We start from the raw sequence: 14,197 nt of genomic DNA on the forward strand, positions 1-14,197 counted from the left end.
TGGCCGTGCGCCGGTCCCGCATTTCGGCGATTGGGCCAAGCCCTTGAAAATCAAGACTGAATGAAACCTGAATGGCGGCCCTGCGGGGGTGGTTTCGCGTCGAAATAAATCCGCCTGCGGATTTGAACTGCGCCACAATCCGGCCTAACGCATACTCGTTGATCTCTCCGTGCTTGAAAAAGATCGTTCCGGGAAAACAAGACACATGAGCAAACTTCGCGTCCTGCTGCTGGCGACGACTGCGCTGTCGGCGATGCAACTAATGAGCTCCGGCTCCCGCGCGCAGAGCGCGCCGATGATCATGGCGCAGGGTCCAGGCGGCCCCGGCGGCGAGGTCGGCCCGGACGGTCGGCCCAAGCAACCGCCGCAGGGTCAACCGCCAGGCCCGCCGCAGCGGCCGGGTGGCCCGCCGCCGGCCGCTGCACCGCCCCACCAGGCACCGCCTGCAGCTCCGCCGCCACCCGCGGCGGCTCCGCCTCGTCCTGCTCCCCCGCCGCCTCCCCCGGCAGCGGCGCCGCGGCCCGCGCCTCCGCCACCTCCCCCGCCGCCCCCGCGTGCGGAGCCACCGCGCCCCGCACCGCCGCCGCCGCGTGCAGAGCCGCCTGCGGCTCCTCCGCCGCGTCCGACACCGCCGCCGCCCCCGGCCGCTGCGCCTCCGGCGCATCCGCCGGCTCCGCCGCCCGTGGTGCGCGAGCCTCCGCGTCCGGCGGCTCCGCCTGCTCCGCCGCCGCCCGCTGCGGCACCATCACGGCCGACGCCGCCTTCGCCGCCCGTGGTTGCTCCGCCTCCGCCTCCAGCTCCGCCTCCAAGTGCGGCGCCGACTCAGCGGCCTGGAACGCCGCCGCCCCCGGCTGGCGCGACGCCGCCCCATTCGCCGCCGGCCGCAAGCCCGTCGCCGCAGCCTTCCGCCGCGCCGACTCCCGCTCCGGGTGGACCGGCGCCGGGAGGCCGGCCGGGCGCTGGTGGCCCGCCGCCTGGCTCCCCGCAAGGCGGGCCCCCGCCGCGGGGTGCTCCCACCGCGCCGGCCGGGACGGTCGCGCCTGCTCCGGGAACCCCGCCGGCGCCACCCGCGCCTGCGGCCACCCAGACGCCGTCGCAGCAAGGCACGCCGTCCGGCAGCCCGCCGCCCGGCGGACGTCCGGGAACGCCTCCAGGCGCTCCGGGTGCGCCGCCTCCAGCGGCAGGTCCCGGTGCTGCTGGACCGGGGCCGGGACCCGCCGGCGCGCCGCAGGCCGGTCCGGGCGCTGTGCCGCCCGCCGGACCCCCGGCCATGTCCAATCGGCCGCCGCCGCAGGTCACTGCGCCCATCCCGGCGCCGCCACCGCCGACGGCACAGCAGCTCACACCGATCGCGCCGGGCGCGCCGATGGCTGGGCCGCAGCGGCTGGACGATTTCCGCGGCCAGCGCCGCGAGGTCCAGGAGGGCGGTCGCACACTGATCTACGAGCCGGGACGCGTCATCGTGCGCGATCCGAGCGGCCAGTCCTTCGTGCGTCACGACGAGCTCGAGCGCTTCCGCTACGGCGCGCGTGACATCCGCGTGCAGCGGGAGGATCGCGGCGAGATGCGCACGGTGGTGATCCGCCCCGACGGCAGCCAGATCATCACGGTCACGGCGGCCGACGGCCGGCTGCTGCGCCGCATCCGCCGCGATATCGGCGGCCGCGAGATCATCATCATCGACAACGCCTATCGCGATCCCGCCGCGGTCGGCGGCTTCTATGTCGACCTGCCGCCGCCGGAAATCCGCATCCCCTACAACCGCTACATCGTCGACGCCGAGGAGGCGCCGCCGGATGTCATCTACGACACGCTGATCGCGCCACCGGTGGAGCGCGTCCAGCGCCGCTACTCGCTGGACGAGGTCCGCTACTCCCCGTCGGTGCGCCAGCTGATGCCGTCGATCGATCTCAACACGATCACCTTCGAAACCGGATCGTGGGAGATCGGTCCCGACCAGGTGGCGAAGCTGCAGGTCATCGCCGACGGCCTCAACCAGGCGATCCAGCGCAACCCGCGCGAGGTCTTCCTGATCGAAGGCCACACCGACGCGGTCGGCAACGAGACCGACAATTTGTCGCTCTCGGACCGCCGAGCCGAATCGGTCGCCACGCTGATGACGCAGCAGTTTGGCGTCCCCGCGGAGAATCTGACCTCGCAGGGCTATGGCGAGCAGTATCTGAAGGAGCAGACGCAGGGGCCGAGCCGCATCAACCGGCGCGTCACGGTCCGCCGCATCACGCCGCTGCTCAATGGCGGCCAGGCCGCGCTGCCGCCGCCGCCTCCGGGCGTGGCACCGCCGCGCTGAGGTTGCGTCAGATCTAAAAATGAAAATGGCCGGGAACGATCCCGGCCATTTTTGTAAGTGGCAATCCGTTTCGTCCTGTTCGGTGTCGTCCCCGCGAACGCGGGGACCCATACTCACAGGATCCAGTTTTGCGACGGCTGGAGCCGCAGCCGGCTCTCACCATGTCAGTCGGTGGATATGGGTCCCTGCGTTCGCAGGGACGACAGCGGTGGAGACGGGGAGGATTGCGCTCGACAGCTCCAACTCAGCTCTTGTCGTGGCCGAGCTGGAAGATCTCCGCGCCTTCCGATCCCGACAGCAAGCCCGTATCCGAATAAAGCTTCAGCTTGGTGCGGGTGTCGGTGATGTCGAGATTGCGCATCGTCAGCTGGCCGATGCGGTCGGCAGGCGTGAACGCGGCGTCCTCGACCTTCTCCATGCTCAGCCGCTCCGGCTGGTAGGTCAGGTTGGGGCTCTCGGTGTTGAGGATCGAGTAGTCGTTGCCGCGGCGCAGCTCCAGGGTCACCTCACCGGTGACGGCGCGCGCCACCCAGCGCTGCGCGGTCTCGCGCAGCATCAGGGCCTGCGAATCGAACCAGCGGCCCTGATAGAGCAGGCGACCGAGGCGCATGCCGCTGATGCGGTACTGCTCGATCGTATCCTCGTTGTGGATGCCGGTGACGAGCCGCTCATAGGCGATGTGCAGCAGCGCCATGCCCGGCGCCTCGTAGATGCCGCGGCTCTTGGCCTCGATGATGCGGTTCTCGATCTGGTCGCTCATGCCGAGACCATGACGGCCGCCGATCGCGTTGGCCTCCAGGAACAGCGCCACGGGATCGCTGAAGGTCTGCCCGTTCAACGCGACCGGCTGACCCTCCTCGAAGCGGACCACGACCGTCTCCGGCTTCACGGCGCAATCCTCGCGCCAGAACGGCACGCCCATGATCGGATTGACGATGCGGATGCCGCTGCTGAGGCTCTCGAGATCCTTGGCCTCGTGGGTGGCGCCGAGCAGATTGCTGTCCGTCGAATACGCCTTCTCGGCGCTCATCTTGTAATTGAAGCCGTTGGCGGTCAGGAACGCCGACATCTCGGCGCGGCCCCCGAGCTCGTCGATGAACTGCTGGTCGAGCCAGGGCTTGTAGATCTTGAGATTGGGATTGGTGAGCAGGCCGTAGCGGTAGAACCGCTCGATATCGTTGCCCTTGTAGGTCGAGCCGTCGCCCCAGATGTTGACGCCGTCCTCCTTCATCGCGGCGACCAGCATGGTGCCGGTGACGGCGCGGCCGAGCGGCGTGGTGTTGAAATAGGTGATGCCGCCGGTCGAGATGTGGAAGGCGCCCGACTGAATCGCGGCGATGCCCTCATGCACCAGCTGAGTGCGGCAATCCACGAGGCGCGCCTTCTCCCCGCCGAAGCTCAGCGCCTTGCGCGGGATCTCGTCGTAGTCGGACTCGTCGGGCTGCCCGAGATTTGCCGTGTAGGCAAAGCAACGCGCGCCCTTCTGCTTCATCCAGAGCAGCGCGGCGCTGGTGTCGAGGCCGCCGGAAAAGGCGATGCCGACTTTCTCGCCCTTGGGCAGGCTTTTCAGGATCGTGGTCATGGGAGAGTCCAACCGTGTTTGTGGCTGCGCCGTTCAGAAATTCGGGCGCGAATAACAGATTTTGCGTTGCTGGGCACGCCTTTAATGGCGACTGAGGGTGACCGGCCCGCGCTCAGGCCGCGGGGCTGGTATCCGCGGTACGGCGGCCGAACAGCCGGCGCATCAGGCGGAAGCCCGGCCAGGCGAAGCGGGTCAGGGCGGCGTCGATGCCGGCGTCGGTGAGGCGGGTGGACGGCCAGCGGTAGATGTAGCCGTGCAGCAGCCAGATCACGATGAAGGTGACGAGGCCGGCGGCGGCGATGTCGGTGAGGAAGTGGCCGCCGAAGGCCATCCGCAACACCGAGGTGGCGAGGCCGAACAGGACGGCGGCGCCGTAGGCGACGGGCCGGATCGCCGGCGGCGTCAGCGCGGCCGGCGCCAGGGTCCAGAATGCGGTGGCACCCTCACCAGAGAAGAACGAGCAGTTGCGGCCGCAGCCGCCGCGCGGATCCCACCACGGCACGAACTGCATGTCGCCGCCGAACTCGGCCACGACAACCGGGCGCGGCCGGCCCCAATAGGATTTGAAGGTGAAATTGGTGAGCACGCCGGCCGAGAGCGACAAGGTCAGCAGCAGGAACGCCATGGTGCGGCCCTTCACCAGCAGGGGCCGGTCGGGACGGATGAGCTTCACCACCAGCGCAACGATGGACGGCAGCGCGATGCCCCAGGCGAGCCACATCGCGGCATCGCGCGCGAACGCGGCATAGCCGTCGAGCTTCAAGGGGAAGCTGCGCGTGCGCGGATCGTAGAACAGCGCGGCCAGCTTGAGATCGAGCTCGGGATAGACGCCGAACAGCACGCCGATGACGAGCGCGAGCGACAATGCGATGAAGAGGCCAGTCCGGTTCATGACGCGCGGTTTAGCGAAAGCAGGTGGCGATGGAAAGGCCGGCGGCTCAACGTGGCGATCCCGACGGCAATGGTGGCGGTGGCGGCAGGCGCGGCGGCGGCTCGCGCCAGCGGCCGGCGTTGCGCCCGGCAATCAGCCAATAGACCAACCCGCCGACGATGCCGGCGCCGGTCAGGATCTCGAGATGGCGGCGCACGATGCCTTCGAAGCGGAAGGTCTCGGGATCGAACGGGACGAGACCGAGATAGCAGGCTGCGCCGACCACCCCGCCGCCGATCGCATAAGCAACCACGCTGCGGATCGAGAACGCCTCGGTGATCAGTGAGATCAGCAGCGCCGGGATCAGCGCGAAGCCCGACACGAAGATGAAGCCGAAGCCGATGATGACCTCGAACGCGCCCTGATCGATCGGGCCGTTGCCGAGATCGGCGAACTCCGGAAACAGGATCGCGGTCACGACGATCAGCCCCGCGAGGAAGCACGCGCCGAGAAAGGCGAAAGCGATCACGAAGAGACGGCCAATCAGCGCCATGGCTTTAGACCCGTGTTACCCAAGCGAGGCCCCGTTTTCTTCGCCCGTCATGGGCCGGCTTGAGCCGGCCATCCACCATTCAGTCGATGAATTGATGGGTGCCCGGGTCAAGCCCCGGGCATGACGATCTTGTTCGGAGATGCAGGCGCGATCAATCATCAATCCGTCATCGCCATCGCGCGCAGTGCCTGACGCTCCCGCGCGGACAGCTTCTCCGTCTCCGACTTCAACTGGCCGCAGGCGGCGAGGATGTCGCGGCCGCGCGGCGTGCGCACCGGCGAGGAGTAGCCGGCGTTGAAGACGTATTCGGAGAACTTCTCGATCTGCTCCCAGTCCGAGCACTCATAGGCCGAGCCGGGCCAGGGATTGAACGGGATCAAATTGATCTTGGCCGGGATGCCCTTGAGCAGCTTGACCAGCAGCCTGGCGTCATCGAGCGAATCGTTGACGCCCTTGAGCATCACATATTCGAAGGTGATGCGCCGCGCGTTGGAGGCGCCCGGGTAGTCGCGGCAGGCCTGCAGCAGCTCTTGGATCGGATATTTGCGATTCAGCGGCACCAGTTCGTTGCGCAGCTCGTCGCGCACGGCGTGCAGCGAGATCGCCAGCATCACGCCGATCTCCTCGCCGGCGCGCTTGATGTTCGGCACCACGCCCGAGGTCGACAGCGTGATCCGGCGGCGGGAGATGCCGATGCCCTCGTTGTCCGAGACGATCAGCAGCGCGTCGCGCACCGCATCGAAATTGTACAGCGGCTCGCCCATCCCCATCATGACGATGTTGGTGATCAGCCGGTTGCCGAGCGGGGTCTCGCGGTCGGCCCAGTCGTTCAACCGGTCGCGCGCCACCATGACCTGGCCCACGATCTCGCCCGCCGTGAGGTTGCGGACCAGCCGCTGCGTACCGGTATGGCAGAACGCGCAGTTCAGCGTGCAGCCGACCTGCGACGAGACGCACAAGGTGCCGCGATCGGTCTCGGGGATGTAGACGCACTCGACCTCGTGGGCCTTCTGCAGATCGTCGCCGCTCGGCAGCCGCAGCAGCCATTTGCGGGTGCCGTCGTTGGAAATCTGTTCGGCCACGACCTCGGGACGCTCGACCGTGAAACGTTCGGAAAGCGCGGTGCGCGTGTCCTTCGACACGGATGTCATCTCGTCGAACGACCTGGCGCCGCGGAAATAGATCCAGTGCCATAGTTGCTGCACCCGCATCTTCTGCTGCCGCTCGGGCACGCCGATGTCGCCGAGCCTGGCCGCCAGCTCCGCGCGCGACAGGCCGATCAGCGAAGGTTTCGCCGGCGGGACGTAGGTTTCGAGCGGCGTCTTTTCGAGGGGCGCGGAGGAATCGCGCAGCCCGGCAGTCGTTGCCATGTCGATGGGCCCAAAGTGCTGCCCGGCCGCGGCGGCCGAAGGCTTTCAGCGGGCATATATAACGATCCGGCCGGCAAATGCGACCCGCCCGGCGAGCGGTATCGGCGGCTGCCGTCTACCGGCGGCAATCCTGCGCGATGCGGTCGAGCGCCTGGGCCAGGCCCTTCAGTGAGAACACGTCGGTGGTTTCCGTGCCCTTGACCGAGACGCCCTTGACCACCGCCTCGGGCGCCTTGCGCATGGCATCGACCATCCGCTCTTCCTCGGCGGCGTTCTTGATCCAGAGCCCGTCGCCCTGGGTATACATGGCGTAGGAGGCGCCGCCGACCTCCACCGCGGCGTCGGATCCGGGCTTCAGCGCATAGCCGATCATGATCGAGACCTCGTTGAAGACCTTCTCGGAGGGCCGCGTCGACACGAAGGCATAGGCAGGATCGCGCGGACGGTTGGGCGGGTTGGTCTTGGAAGATGTCGGCTTGGCCAGCGCGAAGCAAACCTTCTTGCCGCCGGGCATCGCGGTATAGGCGCCCCAGCCGCCGAACTGTCCGATCAGCGTCGGTTCCGCCCCGCCGATATTCGGGACGGCTGGCTTCGGTTCCGATTTCGGTGCCGCCTTCGATTGCGGAGCGGCGGCCCTCGGCGCAGCGCTCTGTGCCGCAGCGAGGCTCGGTGCTCCGAACAGCAGCACGCTGCCGACCAGCGTTGTCAACAATCGCCCGAACAACATGATACGTTGAGTTCCCCCGCGACTTCGTTCCACCAATATTGTGACTGGAAAATGGCCCGGAATCGCTGATCCTTGGTCGCGATGGATAGCGGCTAAACGCTTCGCTTGCAAAGGCCGCAGACCTGGATTGTCCGGCGCTTCGCGTCCTTGGGCCGGCGCCGCGCACATGCCGCGGCCTCATGATGATTGTGGCGCGGCGGCAAATCCGGCATGACGTTCCCAAAGCCGGACCTCGATCCGGCACCAACGACCAAGGAGCGCCAATGAAAGCCATTCTCTGCTCGCAATTCTGCCAGCCCGACGATCTCGTCCTCACCGAGGTGCCCGATCCGGTGGCCGGTCCTGGCGAGGCTGTGATTGCGATCAAGGCGGCGGCGCTGAACTTCTTCGACATCCTGATGATCCAGGGCAAGTACCAGATCAAGCCGCCGTTCCCGTTCTCGCCGGGTGCGGAGGTCGCGGGTATCATCGAAAGCGTTGGCGATGGCGTCACCGACCTGAAGGTCGGCGACCGTGTCGTCGCCTCCTGCGGCCATAACGGCGCGCGCGAGAAGATCGCGCTGCCAGCAGCGTCGATCGTCAAGATTCCGGACAATCTCGATTTCGACCGCGCCGCCGGCATCATCATCATCTACGGCACTGCGCTGCATGCGCTGGAGGATCGCGCCAGTCCGAAGCCGGGCGAGACCTTGGCCGTGCTCGGCGCGGCCGGCGGCACCGGCCTTGCGGCGTGCGAGCTGGGCAAGCTGATGGGGTTGAAGGTCATCGCCTGTGCCTCTTCGGACGAGAAGCTCGAATTCGCCAGGCAGCACGGCGCGGCGCTGACGCTGAACTACGCCAAGGAGGATCTCAAGGAGGGGCTGCGGCGGCTCACCGACGGCAAGGGCGCCGACATCATCTTCGATCCCGTCGGTGGTGCCTACGCCGAGGCGGCGCTGCGTTCCATCGCCTGGGAGGGCCGCTTCCTGGTGATCGGCTTCGCCGCCGGCGACATCCCGAAGATGCCGCTGAACCTCGCGCTGCTGAAGGGCTGCGATATCCGCGGCGTGTTCTGGGGCGCCTGGACCCGACTCAACCCCGCCAAGAACCGCGCCAACCTCGAAAAGCTCGTGCGGTGGACCGCAGAGGGCAAGCTGTCGTCGCATGTCGACCGCACCTTCCCGCTGGCGCAGACCGCCGATGCCTTGAAGGTGCTCGCCGGCCGCCAGGCGATGGGCAAGGTGATCCTGCACCCCTGAGGACGTGCGATGAAGGCGCCCGGGGTGCGAAATCCCCGGGGTAGCCTCGCCCTGATCCGCGCAACCAAACCGAGCAGAGCCCTGCCTGCTCCGCGGACGGATTGCTCGAGCCGGCCCGAGGTCGCTGTGACATCCTCGCGCTGCGAGGCGCCGCAAATTTGTTCTGCGGGCTGCCGCGCCGGCGTCACGGATTCGCAACCGGAAGCAGAAAATCCGAAAACGAGCGTTTCTTGGTTAACGCAACCGAGCCACATTGTGGCATGGTAAATTGTAGGGCTTGGCTGTTGTTATTTCGACGTTTCTGGATTTGGTGCGGTGCGATGTCGCACTCGCGTTGCCACAATCAGATCAAAATATTTCCAGAATCATGCCGGCTCTCGTCCACTTTTAGTCGGATTCAATTAGTCAATTAGTTGTCGGCAGTGGGGTGCCTCTGGCAATCGTGACGTGTCTCGAGCTTCTGACGGGCTTGGGACCAAAAGTATGTTGCGTGAAGTTGAGATGGGGATGAAGGCCATGGCTGAGCGGACGACGCGCGGGCGTTTCAACAACAGAACTCCTTCGGAGCCTGACTTCAGGCCTTTCCCCGATGAACTCCCTCAGGAGCGCCCACCGAACTATCGTTTCGGCCGGTCGACCCAGGACAACTATCCAAACGACGAATCGATGCCGATGTTCCTCTCTGAGTATGAGAGCGGCAATCAGATCGACAGCACGCATTTCGAGGACCAGTGGCCGGTGCGGACCCGCCGCGTGTCGGTCTCGTCTCGGATTCTTCTCGCCGTGGTGGCTGCGGCCGGCGTCGCGGTGCTCTTCGCGCTTGTCACCTCGGATGCGACGCGCGACCTGATCGCCAGTGCCAAGGCTTCCATCATCGGCGCCACGCCGGATCCGACGGCCCCGCCGCAGGCCACCAACACGCAGCTCACCGCGCGCGACATGCAGCTGAACGAGCCGGCGCGACTGCCGCCCGAGCCGCCGGCTGCGGCGGCGCCGGTGCAGACGGCAGCCGTGGCACCGACGCGTGACGACATCGCCAACGCCTACCAGACAGCGCTGCAGAATCGTAGCGTGACGCAGCCCGCGCCGGTTGCAGCACCACCGAGCTTCGCCACGGCACCATCCGCGCCGGCCCCGAGCGCGATGGAGCCATCCTCGATCAATTCGCCGGGCGCCGGATCGGCAATCGTCGCGCCCGGCCTCGGCGCCGTGACCGCTGCTCCGCCGCCCGCGCAGGTCCGCCGGCTCGATCCCGACGAGCTCGCGGGCATCATGAAACGCGCCAAGAGCCTGCTGGCGGCGGGCGACATCCCGCCGGCGCGACTGCTGCTGGAGCGCGCCGCCGAGGCGCAAGAACCGGCCGCGGCGCTGATGCTTGCGCAGACCTACGATCCGCACGTGCTGGGAACGAAGGACATCCGCAACATCAATGCCGATCCGGCTGCGGCGCGCAACTGGTACCGCCGCGCCGCCCAGCTCGGCTCGACCGAAGCGCAGCGCAGGCTCGATCAGTTGCAGAACTGAACGCTCGTGACGGCAGCGATGCCGACCCGTTTCATTTTTTTGTTTCACGCGTGATTTTCGAGTCCGTTCATGGGCGACGCCAGGCGAGACTTGGTGCTGCCCGCGTTCCGGCTCGTAAACATGTGCCAACCTTACATCGAGGGGGACAGATGCGACGTGTTGTTGGAGCGGCCGTAGCCGCAATGATGATGATAGCGTGCGGCTTTGCTGCCCACGCCGAGGAAGGCGAGTTCGACCCCGCCAAGGTGAGCGACAGCCTCAAGGCGATCTTCCAGTTCGGCTCGGTGCAGACCAAGCAGGCGCTGAACGCCAACACGGTGACGCTCATCACCGGCACCATCGGCGGCACCTATGTGCAGTTCGGCGCCGACCTGGCCTCGCTGCTCGATGACGGCAACAATCTGCGCGTCTTGCCGATCGTCGGCCGCGGCTCGGTCCAGAGCGTGGCCGACATCCTGTTCCTGCAGGGTGTCGATCTCGGCATCGTCCGAGCCGACACGCTCGACTATCTCGAGCGCAAGGGCTTCGCCAAGGACATCAAGCGGCAGTTCACCTACGTCACCAAGCTCTACAACGAGGAGATGCAGGTCATCGCGCCACGCGCGGTGCGCACGCTGCGTGACCTCGAAGGCCGCCGGGTCAGCGTCGACCTGCCGAATGGCGGCACCTTCGTCACGGCGCTGACGGTGTTCGAGCGGTTGGGCCTGCGCGCCAACTTCGCCTATATCGAGCAGCGCATCGCGATGGAGAAGCTGAAGCGCGGCGAGCTCGATGCCGTCATCGTGGTCGGCGGCAAGCCCTACAAGTCGGTCAGCACCTTCGTCAACGACGGGCGCTTCCATCTCGTCAACGTCGATTACGATCGACCGCTGCAGACCGACTACCTGCCGGCGACCCTGACCGCGAAGGACTATCCGAACCTGATCGCCGAGGGCGAGAAGGTCGACACGATCGCGGTGCCGGCCGTGCTCGCCGCCTATAATTGGGCGCCGAACACCGACCGCTATCGCAAGCTCGCGACCTTCGTCGATGCCTTCTTCACCAAATTCCCGGCGTTCCAGAATCCGCCGTTCCATCCGAAGTGGAAGGAGGTCTCGCTGTCGGCGCCGCTGGCCGGCTGGCAGCGGCTGCCGTCCGCGAGCAAATGGCTGGAGAGCCATGCCATGGAAGGCGCACAGCGCGACCGCTTCGATGACTTCCTGAAGCAGAGCAGCGCCGGCAGGGCGATGCCGAGCGAGGCCGACCGCGAGGCGCTGTTCAAGCAGTACCAGGCCTGGGAGGCCGAGAAGACCGGCAGCGCCCGCGCCCAGGCGCGTGGCCAGCGCTGAGCTCGTAGCGTTTGACGAGGTCCCATCAGGAGAAAAGCCCCGCGAACGCGGGGCTTTTGCTGTTGTATGCTGTTGTGCCGTTCCGAGGCGCTGACTGCGGGAACCCGGCTTGCCGGCCCGAGCCGCCGTCAGCCGATATTCTCGCCGTCCTTCGCGACGTCAGCGTTCTTGTCTGCCGCCAGCCGCGCGAGTACGGCGCGGGCCGCGGCATGATGGTCGGGCGTGATGTTCGAGGCGACCATGCGGATGGCGGTGGCGAGCACCGCCGCGTCGTCGGTGAAGCCGAGGATGGGCAACACGTCAGGCATGAAGTCGAACGGCACGACGAAGTAGGCGATGGCGCCGAGCAGGGCGACCTGGACGTGCCGCGGCGTCTCCTTGTCGAAGGCGCAGTAATACGCCGCAAGCAGCTCCTCGGCGAACGGCAACCGCGCGACAACCTTCTTGAACTTGATCCAGAAACGGCGGCGAAGGGTCTCGCGATCCCGGGCCAGCCGCTCCGCGGGCTCGAAGCCAACGTTGTAGTCGGTCGCATCCGACATGATGTCCGATCTCCGGTTCCAGACGGCGCTGGAGGCGCGGTCCTCGCCCTCGGATGTGGTGATGGCGACGCCGGCCGCAAGGCGCGTGCCGTCGTCGCCAAGGCCTCAGCCGCGCATCGTCGCGGCGATCGCATTCATCGCCTTGGCGAGCTCGATGTCGCGCATGGTCACGCCGCCTGCGTCATGGGTCGTGAGGACCACCTCGACGGTGCGGTAGACGTTGCGCCACTCGGGATGATGGTCAGCCTTTTCAGCGACCAGGGCGACGCGGGTCATGAAGCCGAAGGCTTCGTTGAAGTCTGTGAATGTGAACGTGCGGGCGATGGCCTCACGACCCTGAGCCTCGGACCAGTCGGGAAGCTCCCGCAGGGCGGTGGCGCGTGCCTCCGCCGACAATCGTTGCGGCATCTCGATCTCCTCTTGTGGTGCAATCGACCGGACACGTGGCAGCGTCCGGGCGATTGCGGGGCTACCTCCGGCTGGATCGCGCCGGTGTCCGGTTGCCAAGACTAGCCGAAAACGCATCCCGATCAGAGCCTTGTCACAGGCGCCATGCCGGAGGGGCTCGGAACTGCCCCGATCCTGCGGTGGACTGGTGCGGTGGTAACCATGACGCAGATGTCACCCCGGGCGGACAAGAAATTTGCTACAGTTCAGCTCTATCGAAGGACGACGTGGCCAGACGAAGCCGCCGGTGACGTCGCCCGGCCTGGGACCACCGGAGGACGGAATCTGGTAGATACTCAGACCACGCCAGCGCAGCGCTCACGGATGCGCCCTGCCGTGTTCATCGTCATCGCCGGGATCCTCGCGGTCGTCGGCGCTTTGACGGGTGCCTATTATTTTGCGATGCGTCCCGTGGTGCTCAAGATCGCGGTCGGTCCGCCCAACAGCGACGACCTCAAGGTCGTCCAGGCCCTGACCCAGGCCTTTTCCCAGTCGCACGCCTCCGTCAGGCTGCGGCCGGTTCCGACCGAGGGCGCCGCCGAGAGCGCGCAGGCGCTGGCCGCCGCCAAGGTCGACCTTGCGATCGTGCGGGGCGACCTCGAGGTCCCAAAGAACGCACAGGCGGTAGCGACGCTGCGCAAGAACGTCGTCGTCCTCTGGGTGCCCTCGTCCGGCAAGGGCAAGAGCCGCAAGGGTGGCGCCAAGATCACGAAGATCTCGCAGCTCGCGGGCCACAAAGTCGGCATCATCGGCCGGACGCCGGCGAACGCGAACCTGCTGAAGGTCATCCTGCGCCAATATGGCGTCGACCCCGGCAAGGTCGAGATCGTCCAATTCCCGATCACCGAGGCCGCCGAAGCGGTCCGAAGCCAGAGGGCCGATGTCTATCTGGCGGCCGGTCCCATCAACAGCAAGATCACGGCGGATGCGATCGCCGCCGCTACCAAGGAGGGCGGCCCCCCCACCTTCCTGGCCATCGATTCCGCCGGAGCCATCGCACAGAACCATCCCGAATACGAGGCCACCGAGATTCCGGCCGGCGCGTTCGGCGGGGCGCCCGATCGCCCTGAAGATGAAGTGAAGACGATCAGCTTCAATCACCACATCGTGGCACGCAAGGGCCTCGCCGAATCGACGGTCTCGACGTTCACGCATCAGCTGTTCTCGGTGCGCCAGCAGCTGATGTCGGAATTTCCGCTTGCCGCCAAGATCGAGACGCCGGACACCGACAAGGACGCCGCGATCCCCGTCCATCCCGGCGCGGCGGCCTTCGTCGACGGCGAGGAGAAGACCTTCCTCGACCGCTACAGCGACTACATCTGGTGGAGCCTGATGGCGCTTTCGGCGATGGGCTCGGCCGGCGCGTGGTTCGCCGGCTATCTCAAGCGCGACGAACGCACCATCAACACCTCGCTGCGCGATCGTCTGCTGGAGATGATCACGATCGCGCGCAAGTGCGATTCGACCGAGGAGCTCGATCAGCTCCAGGCCGAGGCCGACGAGATCTTGCGCAACACGCTGACCTGCTTCGAGGACGGCGCGATCGAGCACGCGGCGCTGACTGCCTTCAATATCGCGCTCGAGCAGTTCCACAACGCGGTGGCCGATCGCAAGCTCATCCTGATGAGCATGCCCGCCAATCTGCAGCGCACCGGCGCGCAGTTGCGTGCCGCCGGCACCTGAGGTCGGCTCACGCTCCCCCTGCGG

12 protein-coding genes are annotated in these 14,197 nt (G+C 66.9%); 5 read left to right on the forward strand and 7 right to left on the reverse strand.

From position 1 onward, the window contains the following. Nucleotides 1–205: 205 nt before the first annotated feature. Entirely contained in the window at nt 206–2,308 is a 2,103-nt protein-coding gene (locus tag QX132_RS23475) for an OmpA family protein (RefSeq protein ID WP_316163014.1), read from the forward strand. A gap of 244 nt (nt 2,309–2,552) precedes the next feature. On the opposite strand, the gene argG is transcribed toward QX132_RS23475, so the two are convergent. From argG to QX132_RS23500, 5 genes are all read right to left on the reverse strand, one after another. Then, a complete protein-coding gene (gene argG, locus QX132_RS23480) occupies nt 2,553–3,890 on the reverse strand; it encodes an argininosuccinate synthase (RefSeq protein WP_315785759.1) in 1,338 nt (445 codons plus the stop codon). 112 nt (nt 3,891–4,002) lie between these two features. Next, on the reverse strand, nt 4,003–4,782 hold the full coding sequence (locus tag QX132_RS23485; protein WP_315740453.1) for a phosphatase PAP2 family protein: 780 nt from the start codon (nt 4,780–4,782) through the stop codon (nt 4,003–4,005). Between the two features lie 46 nt (nt 4,783–4,828). Next, complete coding sequence (locus QX132_RS23490) at nt 4,829–5,314, reverse strand: hypothetical protein (protein WP_315740454.1); 486 nt, start codon at nt 5,312–5,314, stop codon at nt 4,829–4,831. A gap of 158 nt (nt 5,315–5,472) precedes the next feature. After that, nucleotides 5,473–6,684 carry a 23S rRNA (adenine(2503)-C(2))-methyltransferase RlmN gene (gene rlmN / locus QX132_RS23495; RefSeq protein WP_315811858.1) on the reverse strand — a complete coding sequence of 404 codons (1,212 nt, stop codon included), beginning with the start codon at nt 6,682–6,684 and terminating at the stop codon, nt 5,473–5,475. 115 nt (nt 6,685–6,799) lie between these two features. Beyond that, nucleotides 6,800–7,411, reverse strand: a complete 612-nt coding sequence (locus QX132_RS23500) for an invasion associated locus B family protein (RefSeq protein ID WP_315778183.1) — start codon at nt 7,409–7,411, stop codon at nt 6,800–6,802. A gap of 263 nt (nt 7,412–7,674) precedes the next feature. On the opposite strand from QX132_RS23500, the gene QX132_RS23505 reads away from it, so the two are divergent. From QX132_RS23505 to QX132_RS23515, 3 genes are all read left to right on the forward strand, one after another. Next, nucleotides 7,675–8,649 (forward strand): NADPH:quinone oxidoreductase family protein, encoded by a 975-nt coding sequence (locus QX132_RS23505; protein WP_315797946.1) that lies wholly within the window; start codon nt 7,675–7,677, stop codon nt 8,647–8,649. 516 nt (nt 8,650–9,165) lie between these two features. Further along, nucleotides 9,166–10,173, forward strand: a complete 1,008-nt coding sequence (locus tag QX132_RS23510) for a hypothetical protein (protein ID WP_315740458.1) — start codon at nt 9,166–9,168, stop codon at nt 10,171–10,173. 149 nt (nt 10,174–10,322) lie between these two features. Next, complete coding sequence (locus QX132_RS23515) at nt 10,323–11,501, forward strand: TAXI family TRAP transporter solute-binding subunit (protein ID WP_315740459.1); 1,179 nt, start codon at nt 10,323–10,325, stop codon at nt 11,499–11,501. A 128-nt stretch (nt 11,502–11,629) separates the two neighbouring features. Here the strand turns inward: QX132_RS23515 and QX132_RS23520 are convergent, their stop codons facing one another. Both QX132_RS23520 and QX132_RS23525 read right to left on the reverse strand, forming a co-directional pair. Continuing rightward, nucleotides 11,630–12,043 carry a YkvA family protein gene (locus QX132_RS23520; protein WP_315758657.1) on the reverse strand — a complete coding sequence of 138 codons (414 nt, stop codon included), beginning with the start codon at nt 12,041–12,043 and terminating at the stop codon, nt 11,630–11,632. 105 nt (nt 12,044–12,148) lie between these two features. Next, entirely contained in the window at nt 12,149–12,568 is a 420-nt protein-coding gene (locus tag QX132_RS23525; protein WP_316163015.1) for a 4a-hydroxytetrahydrobiopterin dehydratase, read from the reverse strand. Nucleotides 12,569–12,814: 246 nt separating this feature from the next. Here QX132_RS23525 and QX132_RS23530 point away from each other — a divergent pair, with 246 nt between their 5' ends. Continuing rightward, nucleotides 12,815–14,173, forward strand: a complete 1,359-nt coding sequence (locus QX132_RS23530; protein ID WP_316163016.1) for a TAXI family TRAP transporter solute-binding subunit — start codon at nt 12,815–12,817, stop codon at nt 14,171–14,173. Nucleotides 14,174–14,197 lie beyond the last annotated feature (24 nt).

It is taken from the genome of Bradyrhizobium sp. SZCCHNRI20481 (assembly GCF_032485055.1).
In the GTDB taxonomy this organism is placed as follows: domain Bacteria; phylum Pseudomonadota; class Alphaproteobacteria; order Rhizobiales; family Xanthobacteraceae; genus Bradyrhizobium.

Bases quoted from the DNA above. Each gene is read 5' to 3' on its own strand.
- QX132_RS23475 (WP_316163014.1), top strand. From the start codon at position 206: ATGAGCAAACTTCGCGTCCTGCTGCTGGCGACGACTGCGCTGTCGGCG.
- argG (WP_315785759.1), bottom strand. From the start codon at position 3,890: ATGACCACGATCCTGAAAAGCCTGCCCAAGGGCGAGAAAGTCGGCATC.
- QX132_RS23485 (WP_315740453.1), bottom strand. From the start codon at position 4,782: ATGAACCGGACTGGCCTCTTCATCGCATTGTCGCTCGCGCTCGTCATC.
- QX132_RS23490 (WP_315740454.1), bottom strand. From the start codon at position 5,314: ATGGCGCTGATTGGCCGTCTCTTCGTGATCGCTTTCGCCTTTCTCGGC.
- rlmN (WP_315811858.1), bottom strand. From the start codon at position 6,684: ATGGCAACGACTGCCGGGCTGCGCGATTCCTCCGCGCCCCTCGAAAAG.
- QX132_RS23500 (WP_315778183.1), bottom strand. From the start codon at position 7,411: ATGTTGTTCGGGCGATTGTTGACAACGCTGGTCGGCAGCGTGCTGCTG.
- QX132_RS23505 (WP_315797946.1), top strand. From the start codon at position 7,675: ATGAAAGCCATTCTCTGCTCGCAATTCTGCCAGCCCGACGATCTCGTC.
- QX132_RS23510 (WP_315740458.1), top strand. From the start codon at position 9,166: ATGGCTGAGCGGACGACGCGCGGGCGTTTCAACAACAGAACTCCTTCG.
- QX132_RS23515 (WP_315740459.1), top strand. From the start codon at position 10,323: ATGCGACGTGTTGTTGGAGCGGCCGTAGCCGCAATGATGATGATAGCG.
- QX132_RS23520 (WP_315758657.1), bottom strand. From the start codon at position 12,043: ATGTCGGATGCGACCGACTACAACGTTGGCTTCGAGCCCGCGGAGCGG.
- QX132_RS23525 (WP_316163015.1), bottom strand. From the start codon at position 12,568: ATGCGTTTTCGGCTAGTCTTGGCAACCGGACACCGGCGCGATCCAGCC.
- QX132_RS23530 (WP_316163016.1), top strand. From the start codon at position 12,815: ATGCGCCCTGCCGTGTTCATCGTCATCGCCGGGATCCTCGCGGTCGTC.